The organism is Pontibacter russatus, from assembly GCF_009931655.1.
In the GTDB taxonomy this organism is placed as follows: domain Bacteria; phylum Bacteroidota; class Bacteroidia; order Cytophagales; family Hymenobacteraceae; genus Pontibacter; species Pontibacter russatus.
The window spans coordinates 2,746,112-2,769,220 of record NZ_CP047984.1 but is presented as its reverse complement, the minus strand read 5'-3'; the positions used below and the strand labels follow the sequence as shown (position 1 = coordinate 2,769,220).

Genomic DNA, 23,109 nt, shown 5'->3' with positions numbered 1-23,109 from the left:
TCATATACAACCCAGAGCAAAGCATGCTTACTCTTGCCCCTCTTCAGGATCGCAGATAGAGGGGGGCGTGACGGTTGTATTTACCTATTCCCTTTGTATTTACATATGGTGCAGCCCATCCGCTGTCGCTTTCCCCGGCAACTTGCCGTTTCCTATCATCCCGCCTCAGAGTGCCCTATATACCATTTCTCAAAATAACCGTTGGCTGTTCTGCTGCGTACCTTTACTTAATCTCCGCTATATAAACGGAGGCCAACCGGAAGGATTTCTTACGCTATTTTAAAACAAATTTATATGGCATTAATCAATAAAAGCGACATCGAGAAGTTGATAAATGTACAGAGCAACAACCAAAATGCCCTGTGCCTTTCCTTCTACCTGCCTACGCACCGCGCGGGCCAGCAAACCCTGAATGGGGCAGACAGCATCAGCTTCAAGAACCAGGTGAAGAAGGCGAAGGAACTGCTGGAGAGGCACGATGTGCCGGAAGCGGAGATAGCGCAGTACCTGAAACCCGCCGAAGATTTGCTGCACGACAACAACTTCTGGCGCCACCAGGGCGAGGGTCTGGCCCTGTTCATCACGAAGGGCTACGCGGCGCATTTCACGCTGCCGATCACGCTGCCGAACGAGGTATATGTGCTCGACCAGTTTTACTTTACCCCCATCTTGCCTCTCCTGAGCCAGAACGGGCGTTTCTTTATCCTGAACCTGTACCGTGAGAAAGTTGCTTTCTATGAAGCGACCATCGACAGGATCAGACCGATAGACATCAGTTCTTTTGTGCCGGAGAGCTTTAACCAGGCCCTCAGGTTTGATATAAAAGGCAACGACCAGGACTTCACAAACTCCACCACCACGGTAAACGGCAGCAACATTGTGCATGGGGCCGGAAGCACGAAAGGCGACGAGGAGCATGCGCGCGTGCGCGAGTTTATGCTGGAGATAGACAACAGCCTGCAGCAGATACTCCACAATGCCACCGAGCCGCTCGTGCTGGCGGGCGTAGACCATTACTGCAGCATATACCGCAACATCAGCAAGTACAGGCACATCGTGGCGCAGAACATCAACGTGAACGAGGGCGTGGATGACATGAATGTGCTGCATGAGAAGGCCCTGACTGTGGTGAAACCGCTGCTGCAGCAGGGGCACAACGACTCCATGGCGCGCTACCAGAACGTGGCCGGCACCGGCGCTACCTCCGAAGACATCGCCACCGTGGCGGCCGAGGCGGTACACGGCCGGGTAGACACGCTGTTTATAGCACCGGGCCAGCCGGTCTGGGGCAGCTACAACGCCGCGAGCGCCACCGCCGAGGTACACGACGAGTACCAGCGCGGCGACGATGACCTGATAAACATGGCGGCCATCAAAACCATGGCACAGGGCGGAAAGGTATTTGTGGCCAGCAACAACGGCACACAGGAGAACGCCACCACCGGCGGGCGGGCGAACGTAAAGGCGCTGTTCCGCTACTAGAAGCCGGGAACTTGGCCTTTCGCGCCAGAAACCATACCTTAGAGGGCAGCCGCCGTGGCTGCCCTTTTACGTGCAGCGGCAAAGCCTTTCCGCTGCCTTAACCTCCTTATATATGAAGCTGCACCTGGCCGACGGGCTTAACTTTATATCGAAACTGACGCCGCTGCGGGCCCTGAATGCGCTGCAGGTGGTGGGCAGCTACATGCTCTCTAAGCTGACGCGCAGGGCCAGGCACTGGGGCTACCCGGTCAGTATCTCGCTGGAACCCACCACGTCCTGCAACCTGCGCTGCCCTGAGTGCCCCAGCGGGCTGCGCTCCTTCACGCGCCCCACCGGCATGCTGCAGGACGAGCTTTTCCGGCAAACCATCGACCAGCTGCACCGGCGCCTGCTCTACCTCATCTTCTATTTCCAGGGGGAGCCTTACCTGCACAAGAATTTCCTGCAACTGGTGAGGTACGCCTCAGACAAAGGCATCTATACCGCCACCTCCACCAACGCCCATTTCCTGGATGATGACACGGCCCGCAAAACCGTGGAATCCGGACTGGACAGGTTGATCGTATCTATTGACGGCACCACGCAGGAGACCTATGCCGCCTACAGGGTGGGCGGCAAGCTGGAGAAGGTGCTGGAGGGGACCCGCAACGTGGTGAAGTGGAAAAAAAAGCTGAAATCGAAAACACCGCATGTCATGTTCCAGTTTCTGGTTGTGCGGCCCAACGAGCATCAGCTGGAAGACGTAAAGAAGATGGCGCGGGAGTTAGGCGTGGATGAGGTGGTTTTCAAGACGGCCCAGATCTACGACCATGCCCACGGCTCCCCGCTTATCCCCACCATCGACTATTACTCGCGGTACAGGAACAACGGCGACGGCAGCTATACCATCAAAAACAAGCTGCTGAACCACTGCTGGAAGATGTGGCACTCCTGCGTCATTACCTGGGACGGGCTGCTGGTGCCCTGCTGCTTCGACAAGGACGCGGAGTACCGCATGGGCGATCTGAAGGAAGCTGATTTCGGGAAGATATGGCGCGGGCCGGCCTACAGCCAGTTCAGGCAAACGCTCCTGGGCTCCAGGGCCAATATAGACATGTGCCGCAACTGCACGGAGGGCACCAGAGTGTGGGCCTGACAGGGCTTGCTCTAAAGAGAAGAAGTACGGTATGAAAGACATGAACGACGCACTAGAGCTGCTGTGGAGCAAGCTGGAGGCCTGGGGGGCGCAGGTTGTGCTGATGCTGCCAAATTTATTTGTCGCGCTGGTGCTGCTCTTCGCCACCTTTTACGTGGCCGGGTTCATCCGGAAATCGCTTGGGAAGGTGGTTGACAGGTTTTCGCACAGCTCCGCGCTCAACAACCTCGTCCTGACGCTCCTGTACATCGGCATGCTGGTGTTGGGCTTTTTCTTCGTGCTCAGTATACTCAACCTTGACAGGGTGGTGATTTCCATGCTGGCTGGTGTGGGTATCATTGGCCTGGCGCTGGGCTTTGCCTTCCAGGACATTGCCGCCAACTTCATCTCCGGTGTGATTATAGCCGTGCAGAAGCCTTTCAAAGTGGGGGATATGATTGAGACGAACGACTATTTCGGCATCATTGAGCGCATCACGCTGCGCACCATCGACATTAGGCAGCCGACGGGAGAAATGGTGTGGCTGCCGAACAAGATGGTGTTTGAGAACCCGGTCACGAACTTTTCCATCAAGGGCACCCGCCGGATCGACCTGGAAGTGGGTGTGTCTTACGCCGAAGACCTGGAGCAGGTGCAGCAGGTAGTGACTGAGGCGCTGGAAGATGTGAAAAACCGCGTCAAGACCAAGGAGGTGGAGGTGATGTACGATGCCTTCGGCGACAGTTCCATCAACTTTAAGGCGCGCTTTTGGATAACCTACAAGCGGCAGGTAGATTTCGTGAGTGCTAAAAGCGACGCCATCATCCGCATCAAGAAGGCCTTCGACGCAAACAACATTCTCATTCCGTTCCCAGTCCGCACGCTGGATTTCGCCATCAAAGGAGGCGAGACGCTGACGCAGCAACTGAAGCCGCTGAACGTTTCCGCCAAGGGCGGGCAGCGGCTCGGGGAAAACGGGCAGCAGCAGGACTGAGGCAAGCCATATATGGCTCTATATATAAACAAGAGGAGCCGGCACACCTGTGCCAGCTCCTCTTGCCTCAGGCGCAGTTAGTTTATTTGTCTTTCTTGTCGAGGTTCTTGCCCATGTCCTCTACCTGCTTCAGGAACGTGTCCACATTCTCGTCGGCATAGGGGCCGTAAGAGTTGGAGATGGTGCCCTTCAGGCCGGTGGCTGTTTCCACGGCATATAAAATAGACATATCGTCCGGGTTGCTTTCTCCCTCAAAGCGGTAGTGGTCCACGATGCGCACCTGCTCCGGCCCGAAGCTATCCTTTCCGTCCATAGAGCACAGCCTTCCCTCTTCCGATACTTTAAAATCCTGCTTGTAGCCGTCTTTCTGCAGGCGGTTCAGCACATTCACTAAAGATCTTTCTTCAACTTTATCTTGCATAGCTTCTGGTTTTTTAGGTTCTGTATCTCCGTATAGCACTATACGCAAAAACAGGCATTAGATACGAAAACAAGCGGATTAATAGCAGAAGCACCCACCTGTGGCAGCACTGCAGGAAAAGATGGGGAGCCTGAAATCCTAATAAAGTGGCGGCCAGAGCAGCTTGTTGCCTATTGCGCGGCTGCCCTCTTTTTCTCGAGCTCCTGCTGGATTTTCCTGAAGTCGATGGCGCCGCAGCTTCCGCAGCCCTTGGCGCAGCCGCTTTTGGCGGCAAAGCTGCGGTACAACATGCGGCCCATATAGAAAGCGGCCGCCAAGAAAACGACGAGAATGATCAGTTCCTGTATCATGCTTTTACAACTGCGTTGGGCTACAAAAAGTTTACTCCATTCCTTTCTTCCAGAACTCCCTGATGGTTTCCTGCATCTCGGCGTGGACGTTGCCGTTGCTGGCCACAATCTCCCGCCCAAACACATAGTCACCGTCTTCCAGGAACTTGCTGAGCCTGCCGCCCGCCTCCTGCACAATAATGGTTCCGCCTGCCACATCCCAGGGGTTCAGGTTATATTCAAAGAAGCCCTCGCCGCGGCCGCACGCCACATATACCAGGTCCAGGGCGGCAGAGCCCAGCCGGCGTATGCCATGCGACCTGGACATAAAGGCCCCCAGCACCTGCAGGTACTGCTGCGTCAGGCCGAAGTCGTAGTAAGGGAAGCCGGTGATGATGAGCGCGTCTTTCAGGGCCGGGGCATCCGACACTTTGATGGGTTTGTCGTTGCAGAAGGCGCCGCCGCCTTTGTAGGCCGAGAAGCACTCGTCGCGGTTGGGGTCATATACCACCCCGGCCACCACCTCGTCGCCGTCCAGCAGGCCCACGCTCACGCAGTATATAGGCATGCCGTGGGTGAAGTTGGTGGTGCCGTCCAGCGGGTCGATTACCCAGTTGAAGCGGTCGCCCTTCGTCGTGTCGGTGCCTTCTTCGGTGATAAAGCCCGCTTCGGGCAGCAGCTTGCGGAGTTCCTCCACCAGTTGCTGCTCTGCCTGCTTGTCTACGTAAGACACCAAATCGTTGAAGCCCTTCATCTCCACCTTGGAGCGGTCAAAGTTGTCTCCCTCCTTCCGGATAAAAGCGCCCACGCTGCGGGCAATGATGTTCAGGTTCTGTGACAATTGGCTCAGGTTCATATGGCTTGCTCTATTTTGGGGGTGATGATTTCTTTTCGGGTCTTCCTGGAAAACCATACGGTATACGCGGCCCGCAGGCCCAGGGCCAGCGTGACGGGCACAAAGGCCTGATGGAGCATCTGGGGCCACCACGGCCAGAACAGGAGCAGCACCCCGGCCAGTATGGCGGTACACAGCATATACCTGCTCACCCACGGCCGCAGCGCATAGCGCCCGAGGAAGCCAGCCACCACGATATGGGTAGGCAAGGCCCAGAGCAGGTTGAAGTTGTAGGCGGTGGCCTCGTGGTCGGTGGCGAACCACAGCAGGAGCAGCACCACACCCATAAAACCTGTTATGAAGAAGAACGCCATATCAAACGCGCGGCTCCGTCGCCGCTGAATCACGTCTGCCACGGTAAGGGCGAGCACCCCGGCAAAGAACAGCCACCACACCAGCATGGGGGTAAAGAGGCCGCGCTCATACGGGATGGGCTCACGCTCAAACAGCACCTTCATCTTGCCCACCAGCGGTTTTGTCTGGCCATCGGCGGTGAGGGTGGCGTTCGCAAAGCCTTTGGCCAGGAAGTCGGGCAGGAACATATACTCATAGGGCGCCGCCTCCCGGTCGATGGGAGCGCCGAGCGCAAGGTCAATCCCGAAGTCGGACCAGGGCTGCGGCACCAGGTACAGGTCAATCAGGTTCCGGAAACTCATGTCCTCATCAAAATCGCTGATGTTGAACCGGACCTGGTTGGGGAAAGTCGCCTCCACGCCGTCGCGGATGCGGGTGGCGCAGTTGTCGAAGAAGAAGTCGTAGAGGTAAAAGCGGTTGGCCGGCAGGTAATTGTGAGTCAGAAAGGCCCAGTACTGCTGCCGTTGCGCCTCGGTCAGGTTCATCTCCTGCTCATATACAGAGCGGTTGTCCATGGTGTAGCTGTACACAAACTGCCGGAAATCGGCGATGGAGAGCTTGTAGCGCAGCTTGCCCCGGATAAACTTCAGGTAGAAGTTCGGCTCGTCGAAGTCGAAGGTGCCGTAGTTGAACACGATGTCGAAACCGTTCACGGGGTCGTGTACGCGCACGGCGCTGTGGCCGAAGATGGCATATAAATCGCTGCCGCTGGAGCAGGTGATGAGGCTGATTTTGGCCTGTGGCGACAACTGGGAATTCTCGAACTGCGCCCAGCCCTGGAGCGAGAACAGGCAGAAGGCCAGCACCAGCCCGACGTGCTTTATATATGCTTTCATGTTACTCTTTGTCGGTTTTGCTTCCTTTTGCGGCGCCCGCCACCACCACCACAAACTCGCCTTTGATGGCCTTAGTCGTGAAGATATGAATGAGCTCATCTAAGGTGCCGTTGAGGGTCTCTTCAAACATTTTTGAGATTTCACGTGAAACAGAGGCTTCACGCTCCCCGCCGAAAAACTCCTTAAACTGTGTCAGCGTTTTCAGCAGGCGGTGCGGTGACTCGTAAAAAATCATGGTGCGCTCCTCCTCCGCCAGGCTCTGCAGGCGCGTCTGGCGCCCTTTCTTCACGGGCAGGAATCCCTCAAACGTAAAACGGTCGGTGCTGAACCCTGATTTCACTAGCGCGGGCACAAAAGCCGTAGGCCCCGGCAGGCACTCCACCTTCAGGCCGTTTTTCAGGCATTCGCGCACCAGGTAAAAGCCGGGGTCCGAGATACCGGGCGTGCCCGCGTCCGAAATCAGCGCCATCACCTCCCCCGCCTTCAGGCGGTCAATGAGGTGCGCGGAGGCTTTGTGCTCGTTGTGCAGGTGGTGGCTGTGCATGCGCTTCTCGATGCCGAGGTGCTGCAGCAGCTTACCGCTGGTGCGGGTGTCCTCGGCCAGAATCACGTCCACCTCCTTCAGTACCCGGATGGCGCGCAGCGTGATATCCTCCAGGTTGCCGATGGGCGTGGGCACGAGATAAAGGTTTGTCTTTTCCTGTTCCTGCATAGGCCCAAAGATAGCATTTAGCGTGATGAGTTCCGAGTTATATATGGCTTGGCTACATCTGGCGCCCGGCGGACAATATGCGCTTTTACTGTAGTCCGAACCATATATGTTTCCCAGCACGCCAAACCCGGAATCCGTAACTCAGACCTCGTAACTCCTGTAGATTTCCTCAATCCGCTTTGCCAGCTGGTGGTCGCGTTTGGTGACGGTGTTGCCGGCATCGTGCGTGTAAAGCTCGATGTCTACCTTGTTGTACACGTTGCTCCACCACGGGTGGTGGTCCATCTCCTCGGCCACGTCGGCCACTTCGTTCATGAACGCCATTGCCTGCCTGAAATCCTTAAACGTAAGGCTGCACGTTAACTTGTCTTTTTCTTCCTTCCACATCATTTTTCGGTTTTATATATAAATCAGCCACAGCGCCTCCTCCGCCTGTCGCAGAAACCAGCCAAAGGGGCAGGCGTATAGCTATAGATTGTTACGCAATTTAACCTGACGATATCTATGAAAAACAAACCAGAATCTCTGCCGCCGCAGAAGCAGAAGAAGCAGCCGGGCGATGAGTATAAAATGAAACCGGAGCCGGAGGTAATACGCGACACTTACAAGGGCAGCGACAAACTGCAGGGCAAAGCGGCCCTGATTACGGGCGGAGACAGCGGCATCGGCCGTGCCGTGGCCGTGCATTTTGCCCGCGAGGGCGCTGATGTGGCCATTGTGTACCTGAACGAGGACAAGGACGCGAAGGACACAAAGAAGATGGTGGAAAAAGAAGGCCGCAAGTGCATCATCCTTGCCGGTGACGTGGGCGAGGAGGAATTTTGCCAGAAAGCCGTGCAGCGCGCCGTGAAGGAACTCGGCAAGCTGGACATACTCGTGAACAACGCCGCTGAGCAGCACGAGCAGCAGGACCTGAAAGACATCACCAAAGAACAACTACAGCGCACGTTCCAAACCAATATCTTCGGGATGTTTTATGTGACGAAGGCGGCGCTGGAGCATCTGAAGAAGGGCAGTTGCATTATCAACACCACCTCCATCACCTCCTACCGGGGCAGCCACCACCTCATGGACTACGCCTCCACCAAAGGCGCCATCACGGCCTTTACCCGTTCCCTTTCCTCCAACCTGGCGGAGCAGAACATCCGCGTGAACGCCGTGGCTCCCGGGCCTATCTGGACGCCCCTGATTCCGGCTACGTTCAGCGAGGAGAAAGTGAAGGAATTCGGGCAGAACGTGCCGCTGAAACGCCCCGGGCAGCCCTCGGAGGTGGCACCGGCCTACGTGTTCCTGGCCTCCGACGACGGCTCCTATATAACCGGGCAGGTGATACACGTGAACGGCGGAGAGCAGATCGGATCCTGACAGAAGCTAAACCCTGGAGGCCGGAAAAGAGTAAAACCTATTATCAGATGCGCTTCCAGAACAGGCATCTATATACCTAACGCATACCATTATGGCTGAAGATAAAGACAAAAGTAAACTGCAGGGGCAGTCGCCGAACGGCAGGCCCGTGCGCGTGATAGAAGATGACACCAGCGAGCAGGAGATGCAGGCCGGGCATATCATTCCGGGCGCAGACCCGCCCAAGAACGAGCACCAGCGCGGTGGCTTCGGCAACCGCGACGGAAAGGAGGGCTTCGGCAGCGACACCGCTTCCGAAGGGCCGTCGGCCACCGGGGTAAACGATTACGCCGACGACGGCACGCCGCCGCCTGACAACATGCGCACCGAAGAGGAAGGACGCGGCACCTGAGCCGCTCAAAGCTTAAAGTACAGGCGCTGAGGCTGTCTACATATAAAGCGCCTCATGTTTCATTTAATTTAGAAGGAGGAAATTATGCCATCATATAAGCACACGCAGCCAAGCGCTGAAAACCAGGGAGACCCAAGCGGAAAGGGACAACCGAAAGCCGGTGTAAAACCAGCAGACCCCGGACAGACCCGGGCAGAACACGAGGAACTGAAGAAAAAGTATACGGACGGGCCGGATGAGGCAGGGCAGAACACCAAGACCAACAACCCGAACCGCAACCTGGACAAGCCGGAAATCGACAACAACAAGTACAATTAATAGCATTGCCTAACATTTCTACAGAAGATAGCACCTGCAACAGCGGGTGCTATTTTTGTGTAAAGCGGTAGACACTAACCGAAACATCAGAACCTATATGGCCCGCTACGCTGTAACCGACATCCACGGCTGTGCCCGTACGTTTAAAGCGCTCGTGCTGGAGCAACTGAAGCTTCAGCCCAATGACGAGCTCTATATACTGGGCGACCTCGTGAACAAAGGGCCCGACAGCAAAGGCGTGATTGACTTTGTATTAGAGCTGCAGGCGCAAAAATACCAGGTACACTGCCTGCGCGGCAACCACGACCAGATGCTGCTGAAAGCCGCCAAGAAAGGCCCGAAGAACCTGAACTTAACAGACACCGAGAAGAGTCTGGTGCTCCAGAGCTTCGGGATAGCGCAGTTTGAGGACCTGCCCAAAAAGTACAGGAAGTTCCTGAAACGCCTGCCGTACTACCTGGTGCTGCCCGATTACTACCTGGTGCATGCGGGCTTCAACTTCGCGAAGGAAGACATTTTCTCGGATAAGGACGCCATGCTGAACCTGCGGGGCTACGAGGTGGACTGGCAGCGGCTGGACAGCAAGATGCTGCTGCACGGCCATACCCCCACCGCCCTCCACAGCATCAAAAAAGCCATCGCGCACAAAGATAGGAAGCTGAACCTGGACGCCGGCTGCGTCTACTACCGTAACGCCGCCCTCGGAAACCTCGTCGCGCTGGATATGGACACGCAGCAACTGTTCATCCAACCCAACCAGGACCGGCCTTACCCGGTGGCCCGGAAGAGCTGAGATATCCATATGTATAATAGATGCTCCTAAAACAAAATAGGGCAGGATGTCCTGCCCTATTTTGTTTTAGGTTGCTGCAGTTAGTCTGCCAGCATTATCCTGATGAACTGCGTGCCTTTTGACGTGGTGAGCCTGGCGATGTACAGTGGCTGGTTCCCGATGCTCCTTCTTATCTCGAAACTTTGTTCCTGGTTCGCGGCTGCGGTGCCTTCGTAAAGCTTCTTCACCACCTTCCCATTGTTGTCGAGTATCTCCAGGGTTACGTAGTCCTGCTCCTTCAACTTAAGGGTAACCTGTGCCTTTGCGCCCATCGGGTTAGGATACACGCTAAGTTCCTGCGTCGCGGCAGAGGCTTCCATATTGCCTGCACTCTGTGCCTTCAGGTTGCCGCCCGTCGCGCAGCTGCCGAGCACGTCGCCGTGCGCCAGGTGCGCCGCCACGGCCTCCGGCGCAATGCAGATTTCATTGCCGTTGTGGCACACCGAAACTTTGTCAAGCTTATTGCCGCACCTTACGTCCGTCACAAAAACGGTTACGTCATCGGTGCTGGAGCAGCCGGAGGCATCTGTCACCGTAACAGTATAGGTAGTGGTGGCCGTTGGGCAAACCGAAATGGCTTGTGTAGCGGCGCCAGTGCTCCAAGAGTAAGTATAATTTGAGCTGCCACCTGTTGCCGTGGCCGATAGGGTGGCGCAACCAGCTTCGGCATAACCGTAATACACGGTCTGGTCTGTTCCGGCGGAGGCAGTGGGCGCTGCAGCTACGGTTAGGGTTGTGGTGGCTGTGTTGGTGCAGCCGTTGCCGTTGGTGTAGGTATAAGATATCGTATGTGCGCCTGGGCCCGCAGTGGCCGGGTTAAATACGCCGTCCTTCACGCCCGTCCCGGAATAGCTGCCGCCAACCGGGGAGCCCCCTGTTAACCGGATCGGGTTGCCGCTTGCGCAGACACTCTTAAAGGCGGTTGTAAAGCTCACGCTCAGTGCGGCTTGCCCCTGCAGTGTAACAGGAACTGGAGCGCTCAGGCAGCCGCTCGCATCCTTCACCACAGCCTGGTAAGTGCCTGCAGCCAGGTTTGTGAAAAGGGCTTCTGTTTTGAAGGTGGTTCCACCGTCCAGCGAGTACAGGAAGGGCTCCAGGCCATTGCTTCCGGCCACAGTTACCTGCCCGTTGCTGCTGCCTTCGCAAGGCTGTGACTTAATAGCAGGTGCGGCAAGCACGCCGCAGTTGGCGGGCACCACCGTCACCGTTACCGCCGCCTGGGAGGTGAGAGGCATTATATGCGCATCGGTGGCGGTAAACTGCACGACAAACTTACCAGAAGTGCCCAGGGCGGGTGTCCAGGAGAAGGTGCCTTTGGCGGCAGCGCCCTGCACTGTCTGCTTAAAGCTCGCGCCTTTCTCAAACACCGAGCCCGAGGCATTGATGGTGATGTTCTGGCTGTCGGATGCCTCTACATCAAACGACACCGCCTCGCCTTCTTTCACAAATTTCTGTGCCAGGGGGGCGAACTGGGGTGCCTCGTTGGTAAAGGAGCCAATGTTGAGGATGAACTCCCGTAGCACATAGGCTCCGGTGTACGCGCCGTTTGCCTTCTCCTTTACTTTTACATTTACCAGCCAGAGACCCTGCACCGGCTTGTCCCAAACAATCTTGCCGTCGTTCGTTAATTTGAAGCCCTTCTGGGTCATGGAGGCATAAGGATCTTCAAACATGCCATACGGTTTTTCCAGCGAGTACTCCAACTCCTGCCCGTCCGGGTCTTCCACGTTGAAGTTGTAGCTGATGGGCTTGTCTACCGGGAAGTTAAAAACTGGCAGGTCGTAGAATTGCGGCGAAGAACTTGGCTGCTGCGGGTTGTAATACAGCGCGGCAAAAAGCCCTGCCTCATTGTCAACAAAGTTTGAGCCTCTGCCCCGGCAGCAGCTTGTCCAGGTAATTTTGTGCAGGCCAGGGGTGGACCATGTCACTCGTTGCTTCTGAATGTGCTCGACAGTGACGCCATCCGGCAAAAGGGTTCTGGAAACTGTGGAAGCAAGAGAGTTTAGCTTAGGCGATCCCTCATAGTAGGGGTAGATATATCCTACGCCATCCTTGTCCCAATAGCCTTTAATGAGCATCTCATAACTACCTCCCCCAAGGTACTTATAAGTTATCTGCCCCCCTTTAAACTGCTGTGCAAAGGCGCTGGCACCCGCTGCCAGGGAGACGCCGGTTATAAGGAGGAGGCACAGGAGCCTCCTCAGCAGACCATTTGTTGCCGCACGCTTAGGTGCGGCACTCGCTTGTAAAATGTTTTTCATGGGCCTGTGATCTAAATCGTTGTTAATTGTATTTGTTTAGTATTTTGTAACCCTTATATATTGATGTATGGGTTTTTGCCGGTATAAATGTATTACATTAAATATATATAAAACAAATAATATATTAAGAATTGTAATATTCTTACTTATGTACTATATAATAGATGTTGTGTAATGTTAATATTCGGACGCAATTGTAGGGATGTTAAGAAAAGAGTAAGCGTAAGCCTCAAGCATATATCGCTAAAGAAGTAATTCTGTGTATGTTAGAAGGTGGATGAATCTTCTTTATGTAATAAGCAAATGCTCCTGCTCAATTAAGGATTGGTACTATACTTGGATTATATATGCGCAAAGCTATATTTAATGGTTTTGCACTAAAATTATTTCTCATATATGGTATAAAGCCTTGCGCAGCAATTAAATATCAGCTAAAATTGATGCTTTGAAGAGAGTGGGTTAAAGAAAAATTTTTTTCCTGATAGAACAGAAAAAGGTAAGATATCAAGTTTTTATAATTTACTTTGTGGCACAATAGCAACAAAACAATATATAAATAGTTTAATGTTTAGTGAAGCCAAACGTATGGAGAAAACTTCTACACCCTTAATTTTTAACTTCCGGACTTGGCTTAAAGCTTTTGTCCTGACAGTTATCCTGCTGTCCCCTGTTGTGGTGCAGGCGCAGACGCAGATTTTTAAAGAGACAATGGGTGCGAGTACTGGCACAATTGCTTCTTATGAGTCAGGTAATTATTTTGATAATGATAATCTGACAATGTCGGGTACAGCATTAGTCAGTAATGCAACTCCAAGTAATTATACAGGAGCATCTGGCGGCAGTTATATAGAGGCGAATGGTCCGACTACTCAGAAAGAATTCGTAATAGCTGGAATAAACACAACAGATTACTCATCCATTAACTTATCCTTTGGTATGTTTAACGGAAGGTTTTCCAGCTTAGTGGTTGACTTCTCTGTTAATAATGGAACTTCATGGACTCAAATCGCTTTAGGTGCTCTACCTGCTTCTAATAGTTGGGGTTTAGTAAGTGATGCTGGACAAGTAGTTATTCCGGAATCATCTAATCTCAGTCTAAGATTTAGGCATACCGGAACTAGAGCAATTATCGGCATAGATGATGTTGAGCTTTCTGGCATATATACAGCCCCAACGCCAACTATTTATAGCTTTTCTCCGATCTCTGCCGCTGTAGGTGCTGAGGTAACAGTTACAGGTAATAATTTGCAGAATACAGCATATGTATATTTTACAGATGATAGCTTTCGTGATACTGAGGCATATGATGTAACTAAAACATCATTCAAATTTATTGTACCTACCGGAGCTAAAACATCTAGGCTTGAACTTTGGGATCAATTTGGCGAAATTTTGGTTATCAGTGATGACGCTCTAACAGTCATTGCTCCCACAATTACCGACATTGCTCCTAAGGAAGGTTTTGTCGGAGACACGGTTAAGATTTACGGTACCAATTTAAGTACAGCCTCATCTGTTACATTTGGAGGAGGAGGCAGCGCCGCCGCAATAGTTATCGATGGGGGTGAGATTCATGCTGTAGTGCCTGCAACGGCTGAATCGGGTGCGATTCAGGTGTTAACTTCATATGGATCCGCTACAACAGATGTGTCTAATAATTTTACAGTTTTAGTCCCTGCAATTGCAGGATTCACTCCATCACAGGGTAGCCCTAAACCTGCAGGTGTGCAGGGAGATGAGATTACTATTACAGGTAATTATTTATCAACCGCCAGTTCAGTTGTATTTGGTGGAGCAGGTAGCGCGGTTCCTCATTTTACAAGCGAAACAAGCATCCGTGTATACGTGCCGGACAATGCTGAGACAGGAACTATAAGTGTAGTAACTCCTAAGGGAACTGCTACTTCCAGCACAGCCTTTACAGTGCTCAAACCAAAAATCATAGGTTTGAGCAAAAACAACGGAAAAGTAGGGGAGACGATTTATATTACCGGGGATAGGTTGAATGTGGCTCCATTCTCAGTCACGTTCGGAGGCGGAGCAACGGCAACTGTAACTTCAAGCAGCTTAACTCAACTGGCCGTAACCGTGCCCAGCGGAGCAGCGTCAGGTGTAGTAACCGTCACTACCGCAGAAGGTACTGCAGTTACTGCTAGTTCCTTTTCAGTGGTTAAACCGACCTTTATTGTACAAAACACGCCCCTCGACCCTTTTACAGCAAAAGTAGGGGTGCCATCTGAGCCGCAATTTTATACTATCGCAGGAAGTAACCTTGAGGGAAGTTTAAATATTGCATTGCCAAGCCAATTTGAAGTGTCTGGTGATGAAGGTGCCACCTGGACTACCGGGGGATTATCCTATATACCGGATGCCAGCGGAACTGTCACACAAAAAAATATTTTAGTCAGGTATAACCCAGCTGCAAAAGGCTCGCATTCCGGCAACATAAACAACACCTCCGCAGGCCTCACGGAACTGATCGCCGTTGAAGGCTCCACCTTAGACCCGGCCATCACCGTTACTGGAACTCTTACTCCATTTACAACAAAGACTAATACAGCCTCTGCTTCGCAGAGCTATCAGGTGTCAGGAATAAACTTAGAGAGTAATCTGACAGTGACAGCACCTGCCGCTTTCGAGGTGTCTCTTGATGGTTCTGCATATAGTAATAGTGTGGCACTAACTCCTACCAATGGAGATGTAGCAGCTACTGTCTATGTAAGATATCTGCCTGTAAGCAGCGGAAGCCATAGCGGCGAGATATCCATGAGTTCAACCAACGCAGCAACACAAACTATCGCCGTTGAAGGGGCCACCATAGATCCGACCATCACCGTAACCGGAGCGCTTACAGAGTTCTCAACAGACGTCAACACTCCTTCCGCTTCGCAGACCTACACCGTGAGCGGGACTAATCTGGAGGGGGGCATCACCGTAGCCGGACCAGCAACGCTTGAGTTTAAGGTATCGTTAGATAACACCAACTTCTACCGTACACTATCCGTGCCTTTGGCTGCTGGTGCCACCAGCATTGGGGAAACAACCATATATGTGCGGTACGAGCCTGCAGAAGCAGGTCCGCATAGCGCAACCATCACCCAGTCATCGCCTAATGCGACGGCTGTAACCCTTGCGGCAAACGGCAGCACATCCAAAAGCAGCCTCCCGGTAGAACTCATCTCCTTCCAAGCCAGGAGCAACGCCAACGAGGTGACCCTGCTGTGGGCGACCGCCTCTGAAAAAGACAACTCGCACTTTGAGGTGGAGATGGCCGCAAACCCTGAGGCCGGCTTTACCAGAATCGGCAAGGTACACAGCAAAGCAGGCACCAGCTCCGTGACGACAAACTACCTGCTGAAGTACAACCTGACCAGCGCCGGTACGCATTACTTCCGCCTGAAGCAGGTAGACCTCGACGGCACCGCTACCTACAGCAAGGTGGTGGCCGTAGAAACCGAGGGCACCCTGGCAGGGGCTACAGTGGTTGTGGCGCCCAACCCGCTCAACTACAACTCTAAAGTAGTTATCGCGGCCGATGCGGACGGCAAAGCGAGCCTGGTGCTGCAGAGCATGGCTGGCAAGCAACTTTACCAGAAAACGGTAGCGGTAAGCAAGGGGCAAAACGAGGTGCAACTGCCGCTTTACGACCAACTGCAGAACGGCTTGTACATCCTGACGGTGGAGTTGCAGGGCCAGCGCTACCAGGTAAAGGTAGTGAAGCAGTAAGCCCATATATAAACACATACATAAGCAGACAACGCAACAGCCCGGCAGCCTTTGGCGCCGGGCTGTTGCGTTTATGGCGCTTTATGCCGCCGCCCCTGAATCTGATGCCGGGTGCCGCACCGTATATAAACTTCTGAAACATTGGTTTATTCCGTCGCATACTTTAATTTTGAAGGCTTATAAACCAAACGAAGCAATGCAAAGAGACACCGCCATATTCGACCTGATAGCCCAGGAAAAAGCACGCCAGACGCACGGCCTTGAACTTATCGCCTCCGAGAACTTTGTCTCCGAGCAGGTGATGCAGGCCATGGGCAGCGTGATGACAAACAAGTATGCCGAGGGCCTGCCGGGCAAGCGCTACTACGGCGGCTGCGAAGTGGTGGACCAGTCGGAGCAACTGGCCATCGACCGGGCAAAGGAGCTTTTCGGGGTAGAGTGGGTGAACGTGCAGCCGCACTCGGGGGCGCAGGCAAACGCGGCCGTGATGCTGGCCGTGCTGCAGCCGGGCGACAAGATACTGGGTTTCGACCTCTCGCACGGCGGGCACCTGACGCACGGCTCGCCGGTAAACTTCTCGGGCAAGCTATATACCCCCTCCTTTTATGGGGTGGAGCAGGAAACCGGCCTGATTGACTTCGACAAAGTGGTGGAGACGGCCCGCCGCGAGCAGCCAAAGTTGATTATATGCGGGGCCTCGGCCTACAGCCGCGACTGGGATTACAGAAAGCTGCGCGCCGCCGCCGATGAAGTGGGCGCCCTGCTGCTGGCCGACATCTCCCACCCTTCCGGCCTCATTGCCCGTGGCCTGCTGAGCGACCCGTTTGCGCACTGCCATATCGTGACCACCACCACGCACAAAACGCTGCGCGGCCCGCGGGGCGGCATGATCATGCTGGGCAAAGACTTTGAGAATCCTTTTGGGCTGAAGACACCGAAAGGCGAGACGCGCATGATGTCGTCGCTGCTGGACGGTGCCGTTTTCCCCGGTACGCAGGGCGGCCCCCTGGAGCATGTCATCGCGGCTAAGGCCGTTGCCTATTTCGAGGCGCTGTCTGACGACTACCTGGCCTATGTAAAGCAGGTGCAGCAAAATGCACAGGCCATGGCCAAGGCTTTCCTGGAGCGGGGCTATGACATCATCTCCGGCGGCACCGACAACCACATGATGCTGATAGACCTGCGCTCGAAAGGGCTGACAGGCAAGCTGGCCGAGAACACACTCGTGAAAGCCGATATCACCATCAACAAGAACATGGTGCCCTTCGACGACAAATCGCCGTTCGTAACCTCGGGCATGCGCGTGGGCACGGCCGCCGTCACCACCCGCGGCCTGAAAGAAAATGACATGGTGCGCATCGTGGAATTGATAGACGATGTGCTCACCCACCACGACAACGACGGCAAAATCAGCGCGGCGCGCAAGGATATCAACAGCTGGATGCAGCAGTATCCGCTTTTTGCTTACTAACACTTAAGAACAGGGGCCACAGTTTTGATGGATCAACCATATATAGGAGAAGAAAAAGAGGAGCCGCAGGAAATGTCCTTCGTGGACCACCTGGAGGAGCTGAGATGGCACATCATCCGGGCGTTCGCCTCTATCTTTATTTTCGGGACTATCGCGTTCCTGGCAAAGAACTTCGTGTTTCACGACATCATCCTGGCTCCCTCCCGCCCCGATTTCCTGAGCTACCGGGTCATGTGCCAGGTGGGGCAGTACCTGGGTTCGGAGGGGCTTTGCTTCGACGAGATGGGCTTCACCATCCAGAGCCGGCAGATGAGCGGGCAGTTCACGATGCACCTGCTCGTGTCCGCCATCCTGGGCCTTGCCTGCGCTTTCCCCTACGCTTTCTGGGAGATATGGCGTTTCGTGAAGCCGGGCCTGTACCCGCAGGAGCGCAGCAACTCGCAGGGGGCCGTCTTCTTTGTGTCCGTCTTGTTTATCATGGGGCTGCTGTTCGGCTACTATGTGGTGTCGCCTATCTCCATCAACTTCCTGGCGGGCTATCAGGTCGACCCCACGATTCTGAACGAGTTCGACCTGTCCTCCTACATCTCCACCCTCACCACACTGTGCCTGGCCTGCGCCATTATGTTTGAGATGCCGGTCATCGTGTTCTTCCTGACCAAGGCAGGTTTGGTTTCGGCGGAGACCATGAAACTGTACCGGCGCCACGCGCTGATCGTGATCCTGATTGTGGGCGCCATCATCACTCCTCCGGACGTGGTGAGCCAGCTGCTGATCTCGATGCCGCTGATGCTGCTGTATGAGGTGAGCATTTATATCTCCCAGTCCATCCGCAAAAAGGATCTGAAGAAACTGAACGAAAACAATACCATCTAATGGCACTGAACATTGCAATTGGCGGCGACCACGCTGGCTATACCTACAAAGACATGCTGAAGGCCGTGCTGGAAGAGCTTGGCCACCGGGTGCAGGATTTCGGCCCGCACTCCGGCGCCTCTGTTGACTACCCCGACCATGTACACCCGCTGGCCGAAGCCGTGGAAAAGAAGGAGGCGGACTTTGGCATTCTGATATGCGGCAGCGGCAACGGCGTGGCGATCACCGCCAACAAGCACCGCGGCATACGGGCGGCGCTTTGCTGGCTGCCCGAGTTGGCGCAACTGGCGCGCGAGCACAACGACGCCAACGTGCTGTGCATCCCGGCCCGCTTCGTGTCGGAGGAGGTGGCCCGCGAGATGGTGCGCCTTTTCCTCAGCACCGGCTTTGAGGGCGGCCGCCACCAGACCCGCGTGGACAAGATTTCTGGCTGCTAAAGGCTAAAACCATATATAAACAAGTCGGGGCTGCATTATATAGTGCAGCCCCGACTTGTTTATATATGATGTTAAAAGTATATATACTCTCAGTAATACAAATTTAACAAAATAAGAATGGACTTAGAATACAGACCAAAGCCAGAAGAAAAGTTAAAAGCAGATTTCCTAAGAAGAAGGCAAAAAGGGCTATGTGGCTTTTTAGACTTTCAGGAATTTAAAAGCTGGTACGACTCAAGAGAAAAAGCTTGCCATTACTGCGGGCTGAAGGAAGAAGAATGTCAGAAAATTGTAATGACAGGTCTCCTGAAATCTAACCGATTCCCCCAGAATGGGGTTCTTGGGCGTGGGCGAAGCCGTGGTATGTGGTTGGAGGTTGACCGGCTTCTACCAAAGGAAAATTATTCACTTGCAAATTGTGTTCTCTGCTGCTATTTCTGCAACAACGATAAAAGTGATATTTTTCATGGGATCGATTACAAAGAATTTCAGGCTAATCGTGTTGGCTACCTACGCAAACTAATAGAGTAAAAATGATAAGAGACAACCAGACGAACTTTGTTTATATAGCAGACACACTCCAGAACAAATACCCCAATTTCTCAAAAGAATTTGTTTCCAAACTAAATGAAAATGCGATTGGGCATGGTATTCTTCCTAACACTAAGGACGTTTGGGCAGTAGACTATATGCCAATTCAGGTTTCTGAAAAGAAGTTTGTAAGGTTCAGCTACAAGCCAGACTACTTAATTCAATACAAGAAGTGGGCAAGAACAATCTCGGATGTAGATGCCATCTGCGAGAAGATTGGTATTAGAACCATAAAATCTGACATAGTCATTGATGGCGGAAACATTTCAAGATGGGATGACAAAATATTAATGACCACAAAGGTCTTTATAGAAAATAAGAAAATGCCAGAACTTCAACTCATCCAGGAATTGAAGGAACTGCTCGAAATCAATGAAATATATTTTGTTCCTGTTGAAAAAGGCGATTGGCTGGGGCACATTGATGGGATGGCGAGATTTATCGATAGTCAAACTGTTTTGGTAAATAACTATCAGAATGAAGAGAAGTCAGGCTACATTAATTTTCTGACTGCCCTTTATAATTCTAAATTTCAGTGGAAAGCATTTCCTTTCAATCCTTATAAAAACACGGAGCCTGATGACGCAACAGGAGTTTACCTGAACTACCTTGAAATGGAGAAAATTTTATTTTTACCGATTTTCGGACTTTTAACAGATGATGAGGCAGTCAGGAGAGCAAAAGAGACTTTTCCAGGCAAAAAGATTGTGCCAGTCAAGAGCAATGAACCTGCCCGGGACAATGGAATAATCAACTGCCTGACGTGGAATATAAGAAGATAAAAATCTGTTCTAACCTATACATGAGCAAGTTTCGTCTGCGCCTCTCTTACCTCATATAGAATCCTCCAACCTATATATAGCCTCATCGCCGGTGGCACGGTACTTCCCGAAGACGGCGGGCAGCTTGTACTGCAGCTCAGGCATCAGGCCCGCTTTGTCCACTATATAGGCAGGCATCTCCTTGCTCAGGTTCTGGTAAATCTCAAACACGGCCTGGTACTCGTCCAGCCTGCCGAAGTGGCGCTGTGCCAGTTCCCAGTTCAGGTAGGGCGTAACGGGTTTGTTCTGCATGTAGTAGCGCACATCGTTCCCCAGCACCAGCACCGTGGCATCCTGCATGGGCAGCGCCTGCTCCGGCAGCAGCAGCGGCGACTCGTCGAGCAGCAGGAACCGGTTGATGCCCAGCACCTGCCTGTAGCGCAGCACCAGCACTGACACCAGCATCACCAGCATCACCAGGTTGAGCACCCACGGCTTTTGCCTGGAGGTAAAGAAGAACTGGCTGAAGTAGGCGATAGGCGGCAGCAACAGCACGAATGTGGCGACGGAAATCTCCGGGCGCGTGAAAATGACCAGCAGGCTGGTGAAGAGCCACACCCACATCAGCTGCTGAAACTTTACCTGGAACACGAGGCGCTGCGGCAGCGAGGCCACGCTCATCAACGACAGCAGCAGCACAGCAACCGGTATGGCCATGAGTTTGGCCACATCGGCCGGAGGCCGCAGGAAGGCCACTCTCAGGTGCCAGGGGCGCAGCAGGTGCATCTCCAGAAACTCCTGCGTGGTGTTGGTATATAGATAGTAGGTGAGCAGCACCGCGTACGGGAAAAGGAAGCCGCACAGCATCAGCAGCATGCTGCGGAAGGTGCTGGAGGCGAAAAAGACGACGGCGAAAATCCCCACCAGCAGAAACACCGCCAGCGGCAGGTAGCTTAGGGCGGCCATGCCCAGCATAAAGCCCCCCACAAACAGCCGGTTGTTGTCAAAGCCCTCCTTCGACAGCGTGATGATATAGGGCAGCGACAAGATGATGAACGTGTTGCCGATGAGCAGGGGCGTGAGCATGTTCAGCTCGAACGAGATGCTGCCCAGAATCAGGTAGACCAGCGCCGGCAGGTAATCTTTGGAGGCATATACGTTATGCCGGTTCAGGGTGGCGTTGAGCAGCAGCGCCTGCACCAGCAGCAGGGCCAGCGCCGCCAGCCGGTAAGCCAGGAAAGAGCGCCCCGCCAGCACGTCCATCAGCCAGTACACCAGCGTTGAGAAGGGGGCGGTGTTGTCATATATGTCGTGGTACATGGTAAAGCCGTCGGCCAGGCGCTCCCCCACCAGCATGTGCAGCAACTCCGGCGCAGTGCCCGGAATGCCCCACAAAATAAGCGGAAGCTGAATGGCGACAAAAAGCAGGACCAGCAGGATCAGTCGGGAAGGCAGTATGCTTCGGAAGTAACTAATCAAGGAGAGACTGAGTTAGAAGGAACGATAACAACTAAGGATATGGCCGAGCAGTTGGCGGGAGGCAAAGGCAATTGCCGCCCGCGCCACCGGCAATTGCCTTTGCCTGAAAACAATACAAAGCCCCTTCACCCGAAATGAGTGAGGCGCTTTTGGGGTAAAAATGCGAAATTAATATGATATTTGCAGCTTCATATGGAAAGTAAAAGACAACAGAAGTTCTCCCGCCTGATTCAGAAAGAGTTGGCCGACATCTTCCAGCGGGAGGTGCCGCACCTGTTCGGGGGCGCCTTCATCTCGGTGAGCGTGGTGCGGGTGTCGCCGGACCTGGGCCTGGCTAGGGTATATATAAGCGTGCTGCGGGCGCAGAATGCCGAGGGGCTCCTGCTGGAGGTGCGCGCCAACACCAAAACCATCCGCCACCTGCTGGCCCAGCGCATCAAAAACCAGGTGCGCATTGTGCCGGAGCTGGCCTTCTTCCTCGACGACAGCGCCGAGTACGCCGCCCGCATCGACAAGCTGTTCGACAACCTCGAGATCCCGCCCGCGCAGGAGGACGACGAGGAGACATATCCTAACAAATAGCCATAGCCGCTTCCCTCCCTTATGCAGTACGACCCCATAAAGCGAGTGCTGGGCGATGTGTTCAACAAGACACCTTTCCTGCGCCGTGTGTTTTTCAAGCTCCTGGACCTGCTCCTGCTGCGCACCTGGCACATACACAAAGAGCTGCGCGCGTGGGCGGCAAACCGCCGCGACAAAGAGCAGCATATATTGGACGCGGGCTCCGGATTTGGCCAGTATACTTATTACCTGTCGGGCATGAGCCGCAAGTGGAGCATACTGGCCGTGGACGTGAAAGAGGAGCAGATATCGGACAGCAACCGCTTTATCCGGGCCATTGGCAGGCACAACGTGCAGTTCCGCATCGCAGACCTGGTGAAGTACCGGCAGCCGAACAGCTACAACCTCATCCTGTCGGTGGACGTGATGGAGCATATACTGGAGGATGTGGAGGTGTTCCGTAATTTTCAGGCGTCGCTGCGGCCCGGCGGCATGCTGCTTATCTCCACGCCATCCGACCAGGGCGGCTCCGATGTACATGGCAACGACGAGACCTCGTTTATAGAAGAGCACGTACGCGACGGCTACAACATACAGGAGATACAGGACAAACTGAAACTGGCGGGCTTCAGCAAGGTGCAGGCGCGCTACTCATACGGCAAGCCGGGGCAGGTTTCGTGGCGCCTGTCGATGAAGTACCCGATGCTGCTGCTGAACACCTCAAAGCTTTTCTTCCTGCTGCTGCCGTTCTATTACCTCATCACCTTCCCGGTAAGCTTTGTGCTGAACTGGGTGGACGTGAACGGCAACCACGCCTCCGGCACCGGCCTGATTGTGAAAGCCTGGAAGTGATTTGATTGCTGGTTGTAAATTGTTAAAGCGCCTAATGGTATATGGCTGAAT

Annotated in this window: 23 protein-coding genes; 15 read left to right on the top strand and 8 right to left on the bottom strand. The window is 53.7% G+C overall.

Annotated features, from left to right (window positions below):
* Nucleotides 1-294 precede the first annotated feature (294 nt).
* From GSQ62_RS11190 to GSQ62_RS11180, 3 genes are all read left to right on the top strand, one after another.
* Nucleotides 295-1,482 carry a baeRF7 domain-containing protein gene (locus GSQ62_RS11190; protein WP_161889581.1) on the top strand — a complete coding sequence of 396 codons (1,188 nt, stop codon included), beginning with the start codon at nucleotides 295-297 and terminating at the stop codon, nucleotides 1,480-1,482.
* A gap of 112 nt (nucleotides 1,483-1,594) precedes the next feature.
* On the top strand, nucleotides 1,595-2,617 hold the full coding sequence (locus tag GSQ62_RS11185) for an SPASM domain-containing protein (RefSeq protein ID WP_161889580.1): 1,023 nt from the start codon (nucleotides 1,595-1,597) through the stop codon (nucleotides 2,615-2,617).
* A gap of 40 nt (nucleotides 2,618-2,657) precedes the next feature.
* A complete protein-coding gene (locus GSQ62_RS11180) occupies nucleotides 2,658-3,590 on the top strand; it encodes a mechanosensitive ion channel family protein (protein WP_237586595.1) in 933 nt (310 codons plus the stop codon).
* An 82-nt stretch (nucleotides 3,591-3,672) separates the two neighbouring features.
* Here GSQ62_RS11180 and GSQ62_RS11175 read toward each other — a convergent pair whose 3' ends face one another.
* The 6 genes from GSQ62_RS11175 to GSQ62_RS11150 form a co-directional block, all read right to left on the bottom strand.
* Nucleotides 3,673-4,011, bottom strand: a complete 339-nt coding sequence (locus GSQ62_RS11175; RefSeq protein ID WP_161889578.1) for a hypothetical protein — start codon at nucleotides 4,009-4,011, stop codon at nucleotides 3,673-3,675.
* Nucleotides 4,012-4,181: 170 nt separating this feature from the next.
* Nucleotides 4,182-4,361 carry a FeoB-associated Cys-rich membrane protein gene (locus GSQ62_RS11170; RefSeq protein WP_237586594.1) on the bottom strand — a complete coding sequence of 60 codons (180 nt, stop codon included), beginning with the start codon at nucleotides 4,359-4,361 and terminating at the stop codon, nucleotides 4,182-4,184.
* Between the two features lie 31 nt (nucleotides 4,362-4,392).
* Nucleotides 4,393-5,196 carry an inositol monophosphatase family protein gene (locus GSQ62_RS11165; RefSeq protein WP_161889577.1) on the bottom strand — a complete coding sequence of 268 codons (804 nt, stop codon included), beginning with the start codon at nucleotides 5,194-5,196 and terminating at the stop codon, nucleotides 4,393-4,395.
* Nucleotides 5,193-6,425, bottom strand: coding sequence for an Lnb N-terminal periplasmic domain-containing protein (locus tag GSQ62_RS11160; RefSeq protein WP_161889576.1), 1,233 nt, complete (start codon nucleotides 6,423-6,425; stop codon nucleotides 5,193-5,195). The genes GSQ62_RS11165 and GSQ62_RS11160 overlap by 4 nt, the downstream gene beginning before the upstream one ends.
* Nucleotide 6,426: 1 nt before the next feature.
* Complete coding sequence (gene rsmI, locus GSQ62_RS11155; RefSeq protein ID WP_161889575.1) at nucleotides 6,427-7,137, bottom strand: 16S rRNA (cytidine(1402)-2'-O)-methyltransferase; 711 nt, start codon at nucleotides 7,135-7,137, stop codon at nucleotides 6,427-6,429.
* A 141-nt stretch (nucleotides 7,138-7,278) separates the two neighbouring features.
* The gene (locus GSQ62_RS11150; protein ID WP_161891413.1) at nucleotides 7,279-7,524 is read right to left on the bottom strand and encodes a 4a-hydroxytetrahydrobiopterin dehydratase; all 246 of its coding nucleotides are present in this window, start codon (nucleotides 7,522-7,524) and stop codon (nucleotides 7,279-7,281) included.
* Between the two features lie 117 nt (nucleotides 7,525-7,641).
* Here GSQ62_RS11150 and GSQ62_RS11145 point away from each other — a divergent pair, with 117 nt between their 5' ends.
* The 4 genes from GSQ62_RS11145 to GSQ62_RS11130 all read left to right on the top strand — a co-directional run bounded on the left by GSQ62_RS11145 (nucleotide 7,642) and on the right by GSQ62_RS11130 (nucleotide 10,004).
* Nucleotides 7,642-8,502, top strand: coding sequence for an SDR family oxidoreductase (locus GSQ62_RS11145; RefSeq protein WP_161889574.1), 861 nt, complete (start codon nucleotides 7,642-7,644; stop codon nucleotides 8,500-8,502).
* A gap of 91 nt (nucleotides 8,503-8,593) precedes the next feature.
* The gene (locus GSQ62_RS11140) at nucleotides 8,594-8,893 is read left to right on the top strand and encodes a hypothetical protein (protein ID WP_161889573.1); all 300 of its coding nucleotides are present in this window, start codon (nucleotides 8,594-8,596) and stop codon (nucleotides 8,891-8,893) included.
* An 84-nt stretch (nucleotides 8,894-8,977) separates the two neighbouring features.
* Nucleotides 8,978-9,211: a hypothetical protein gene (locus GSQ62_RS11135; RefSeq protein WP_161889572.1), complete on the top strand. Its 234-nt coding sequence runs from the start codon at nucleotides 8,978-8,980 to the stop codon at nucleotides 9,209-9,211.
* Nucleotides 9,212-9,308: 97 nt separating this feature from the next.
* Entirely contained in the window at nucleotides 9,309-10,004 is a 696-nt protein-coding gene (locus GSQ62_RS11130) for a metallophosphoesterase family protein (protein WP_161889571.1), read from the top strand.
* Nucleotides 10,005-10,084: 80 nt separating this feature from the next.
* On the opposite strand, the gene GSQ62_RS11125 is transcribed toward GSQ62_RS11130, so the two are convergent.
* A complete protein-coding gene (locus tag GSQ62_RS11125) occupies nucleotides 10,085-11,971 on the bottom strand; it encodes a T9SS type A sorting domain-containing protein (protein WP_161889570.1) in 1,887 nt (628 codons plus the stop codon).
* Nucleotides 11,972-12,889: 918 nt separating this feature from the next.
* On the opposite strand from GSQ62_RS11125, the gene GSQ62_RS11120 reads away from it, so the two are divergent.
* The 6 genes from GSQ62_RS11120 to GSQ62_RS11095 all read left to right on the top strand — a co-directional run bounded on the left by GSQ62_RS11120 (nucleotide 12,890) and on the right by GSQ62_RS11095 (nucleotide 20,187).
* Entirely contained in the window at nucleotides 12,890-16,030 is a 3,141-nt protein-coding gene (locus tag GSQ62_RS11120) for an IPT/TIG domain-containing protein (RefSeq protein WP_161889569.1), read from the top strand.
* Between the two features lie 196 nt (nucleotides 16,031-16,226).
* A complete protein-coding gene (gene glyA / locus GSQ62_RS11115) occupies nucleotides 16,227-17,501 on the top strand; it encodes a serine hydroxymethyltransferase (protein ID WP_161889568.1) in 1,275 nt (424 codons plus the stop codon).
* A 27-nt stretch (nucleotides 17,502-17,528) separates the two neighbouring features.
* Nucleotides 17,529-18,377, top strand: a complete 849-nt coding sequence (gene tatC / locus GSQ62_RS11110) for a twin-arginine translocase subunit TatC (RefSeq protein WP_161889567.1) — start codon at nucleotides 17,529-17,531, stop codon at nucleotides 18,375-18,377.
* Nucleotides 18,377-18,814, top strand: coding sequence for a ribose 5-phosphate isomerase B (gene rpiB / locus GSQ62_RS11105; RefSeq protein WP_161889566.1), 438 nt, complete (start codon nucleotides 18,377-18,379; stop codon nucleotides 18,812-18,814). The genes tatC and rpiB overlap by 1 nt, the downstream gene beginning before the upstream one ends.
* Nucleotides 18,815-18,931: 117 nt before the next feature.
* Nucleotides 18,932-19,345, top strand: coding sequence for a hypothetical protein (locus GSQ62_RS11100; protein WP_161889565.1), 414 nt, complete (start codon nucleotides 18,932-18,934; stop codon nucleotides 19,343-19,345).
* A gap of 2 nt (nucleotides 19,346-19,347) precedes the next feature.
* Nucleotides 19,348-20,187, top strand: a complete 840-nt coding sequence (locus GSQ62_RS11095; protein WP_161889564.1) for an agmatine deiminase family protein — start codon at nucleotides 19,348-19,350, stop codon at nucleotides 20,185-20,187.
* Nucleotides 20,188-20,238: 51 nt separating this feature from the next.
* Here GSQ62_RS11095 and GSQ62_RS11090 read toward each other — a convergent pair whose 3' ends face one another.
* Nucleotides 20,239-21,645, bottom strand: a complete 1,407-nt coding sequence (locus GSQ62_RS11090) for a hypothetical protein (RefSeq protein ID WP_161889563.1) — start codon at nucleotides 21,643-21,645, stop codon at nucleotides 20,239-20,241.
* A 192-nt stretch (nucleotides 21,646-21,837) separates the two neighbouring features.
* On the opposite strand from GSQ62_RS11090, the gene rbfA reads away from it, so the two are divergent.
* Together rbfA and GSQ62_RS11080 are read left to right on the top strand one after the other, a co-directional pair.
* Nucleotides 21,838-22,227: a 30S ribosome-binding factor RbfA gene (gene rbfA, locus GSQ62_RS11085; RefSeq protein WP_161889562.1), complete on the top strand. Its 390-nt coding sequence runs from the start codon at nucleotides 21,838-21,840 to the stop codon at nucleotides 22,225-22,227.
* A gap of 21 nt (nucleotides 22,228-22,248) precedes the next feature.
* Nucleotides 22,249-23,058 carry a class I SAM-dependent methyltransferase gene (locus GSQ62_RS11080; protein WP_161889561.1) on the top strand — a complete coding sequence of 270 codons (810 nt, stop codon included), beginning with the start codon at nucleotides 22,249-22,251 and terminating at the stop codon, nucleotides 23,056-23,058.
* The last annotated feature ends 51 nt before the right edge of the window (nucleotides 23,059-23,109 follow it).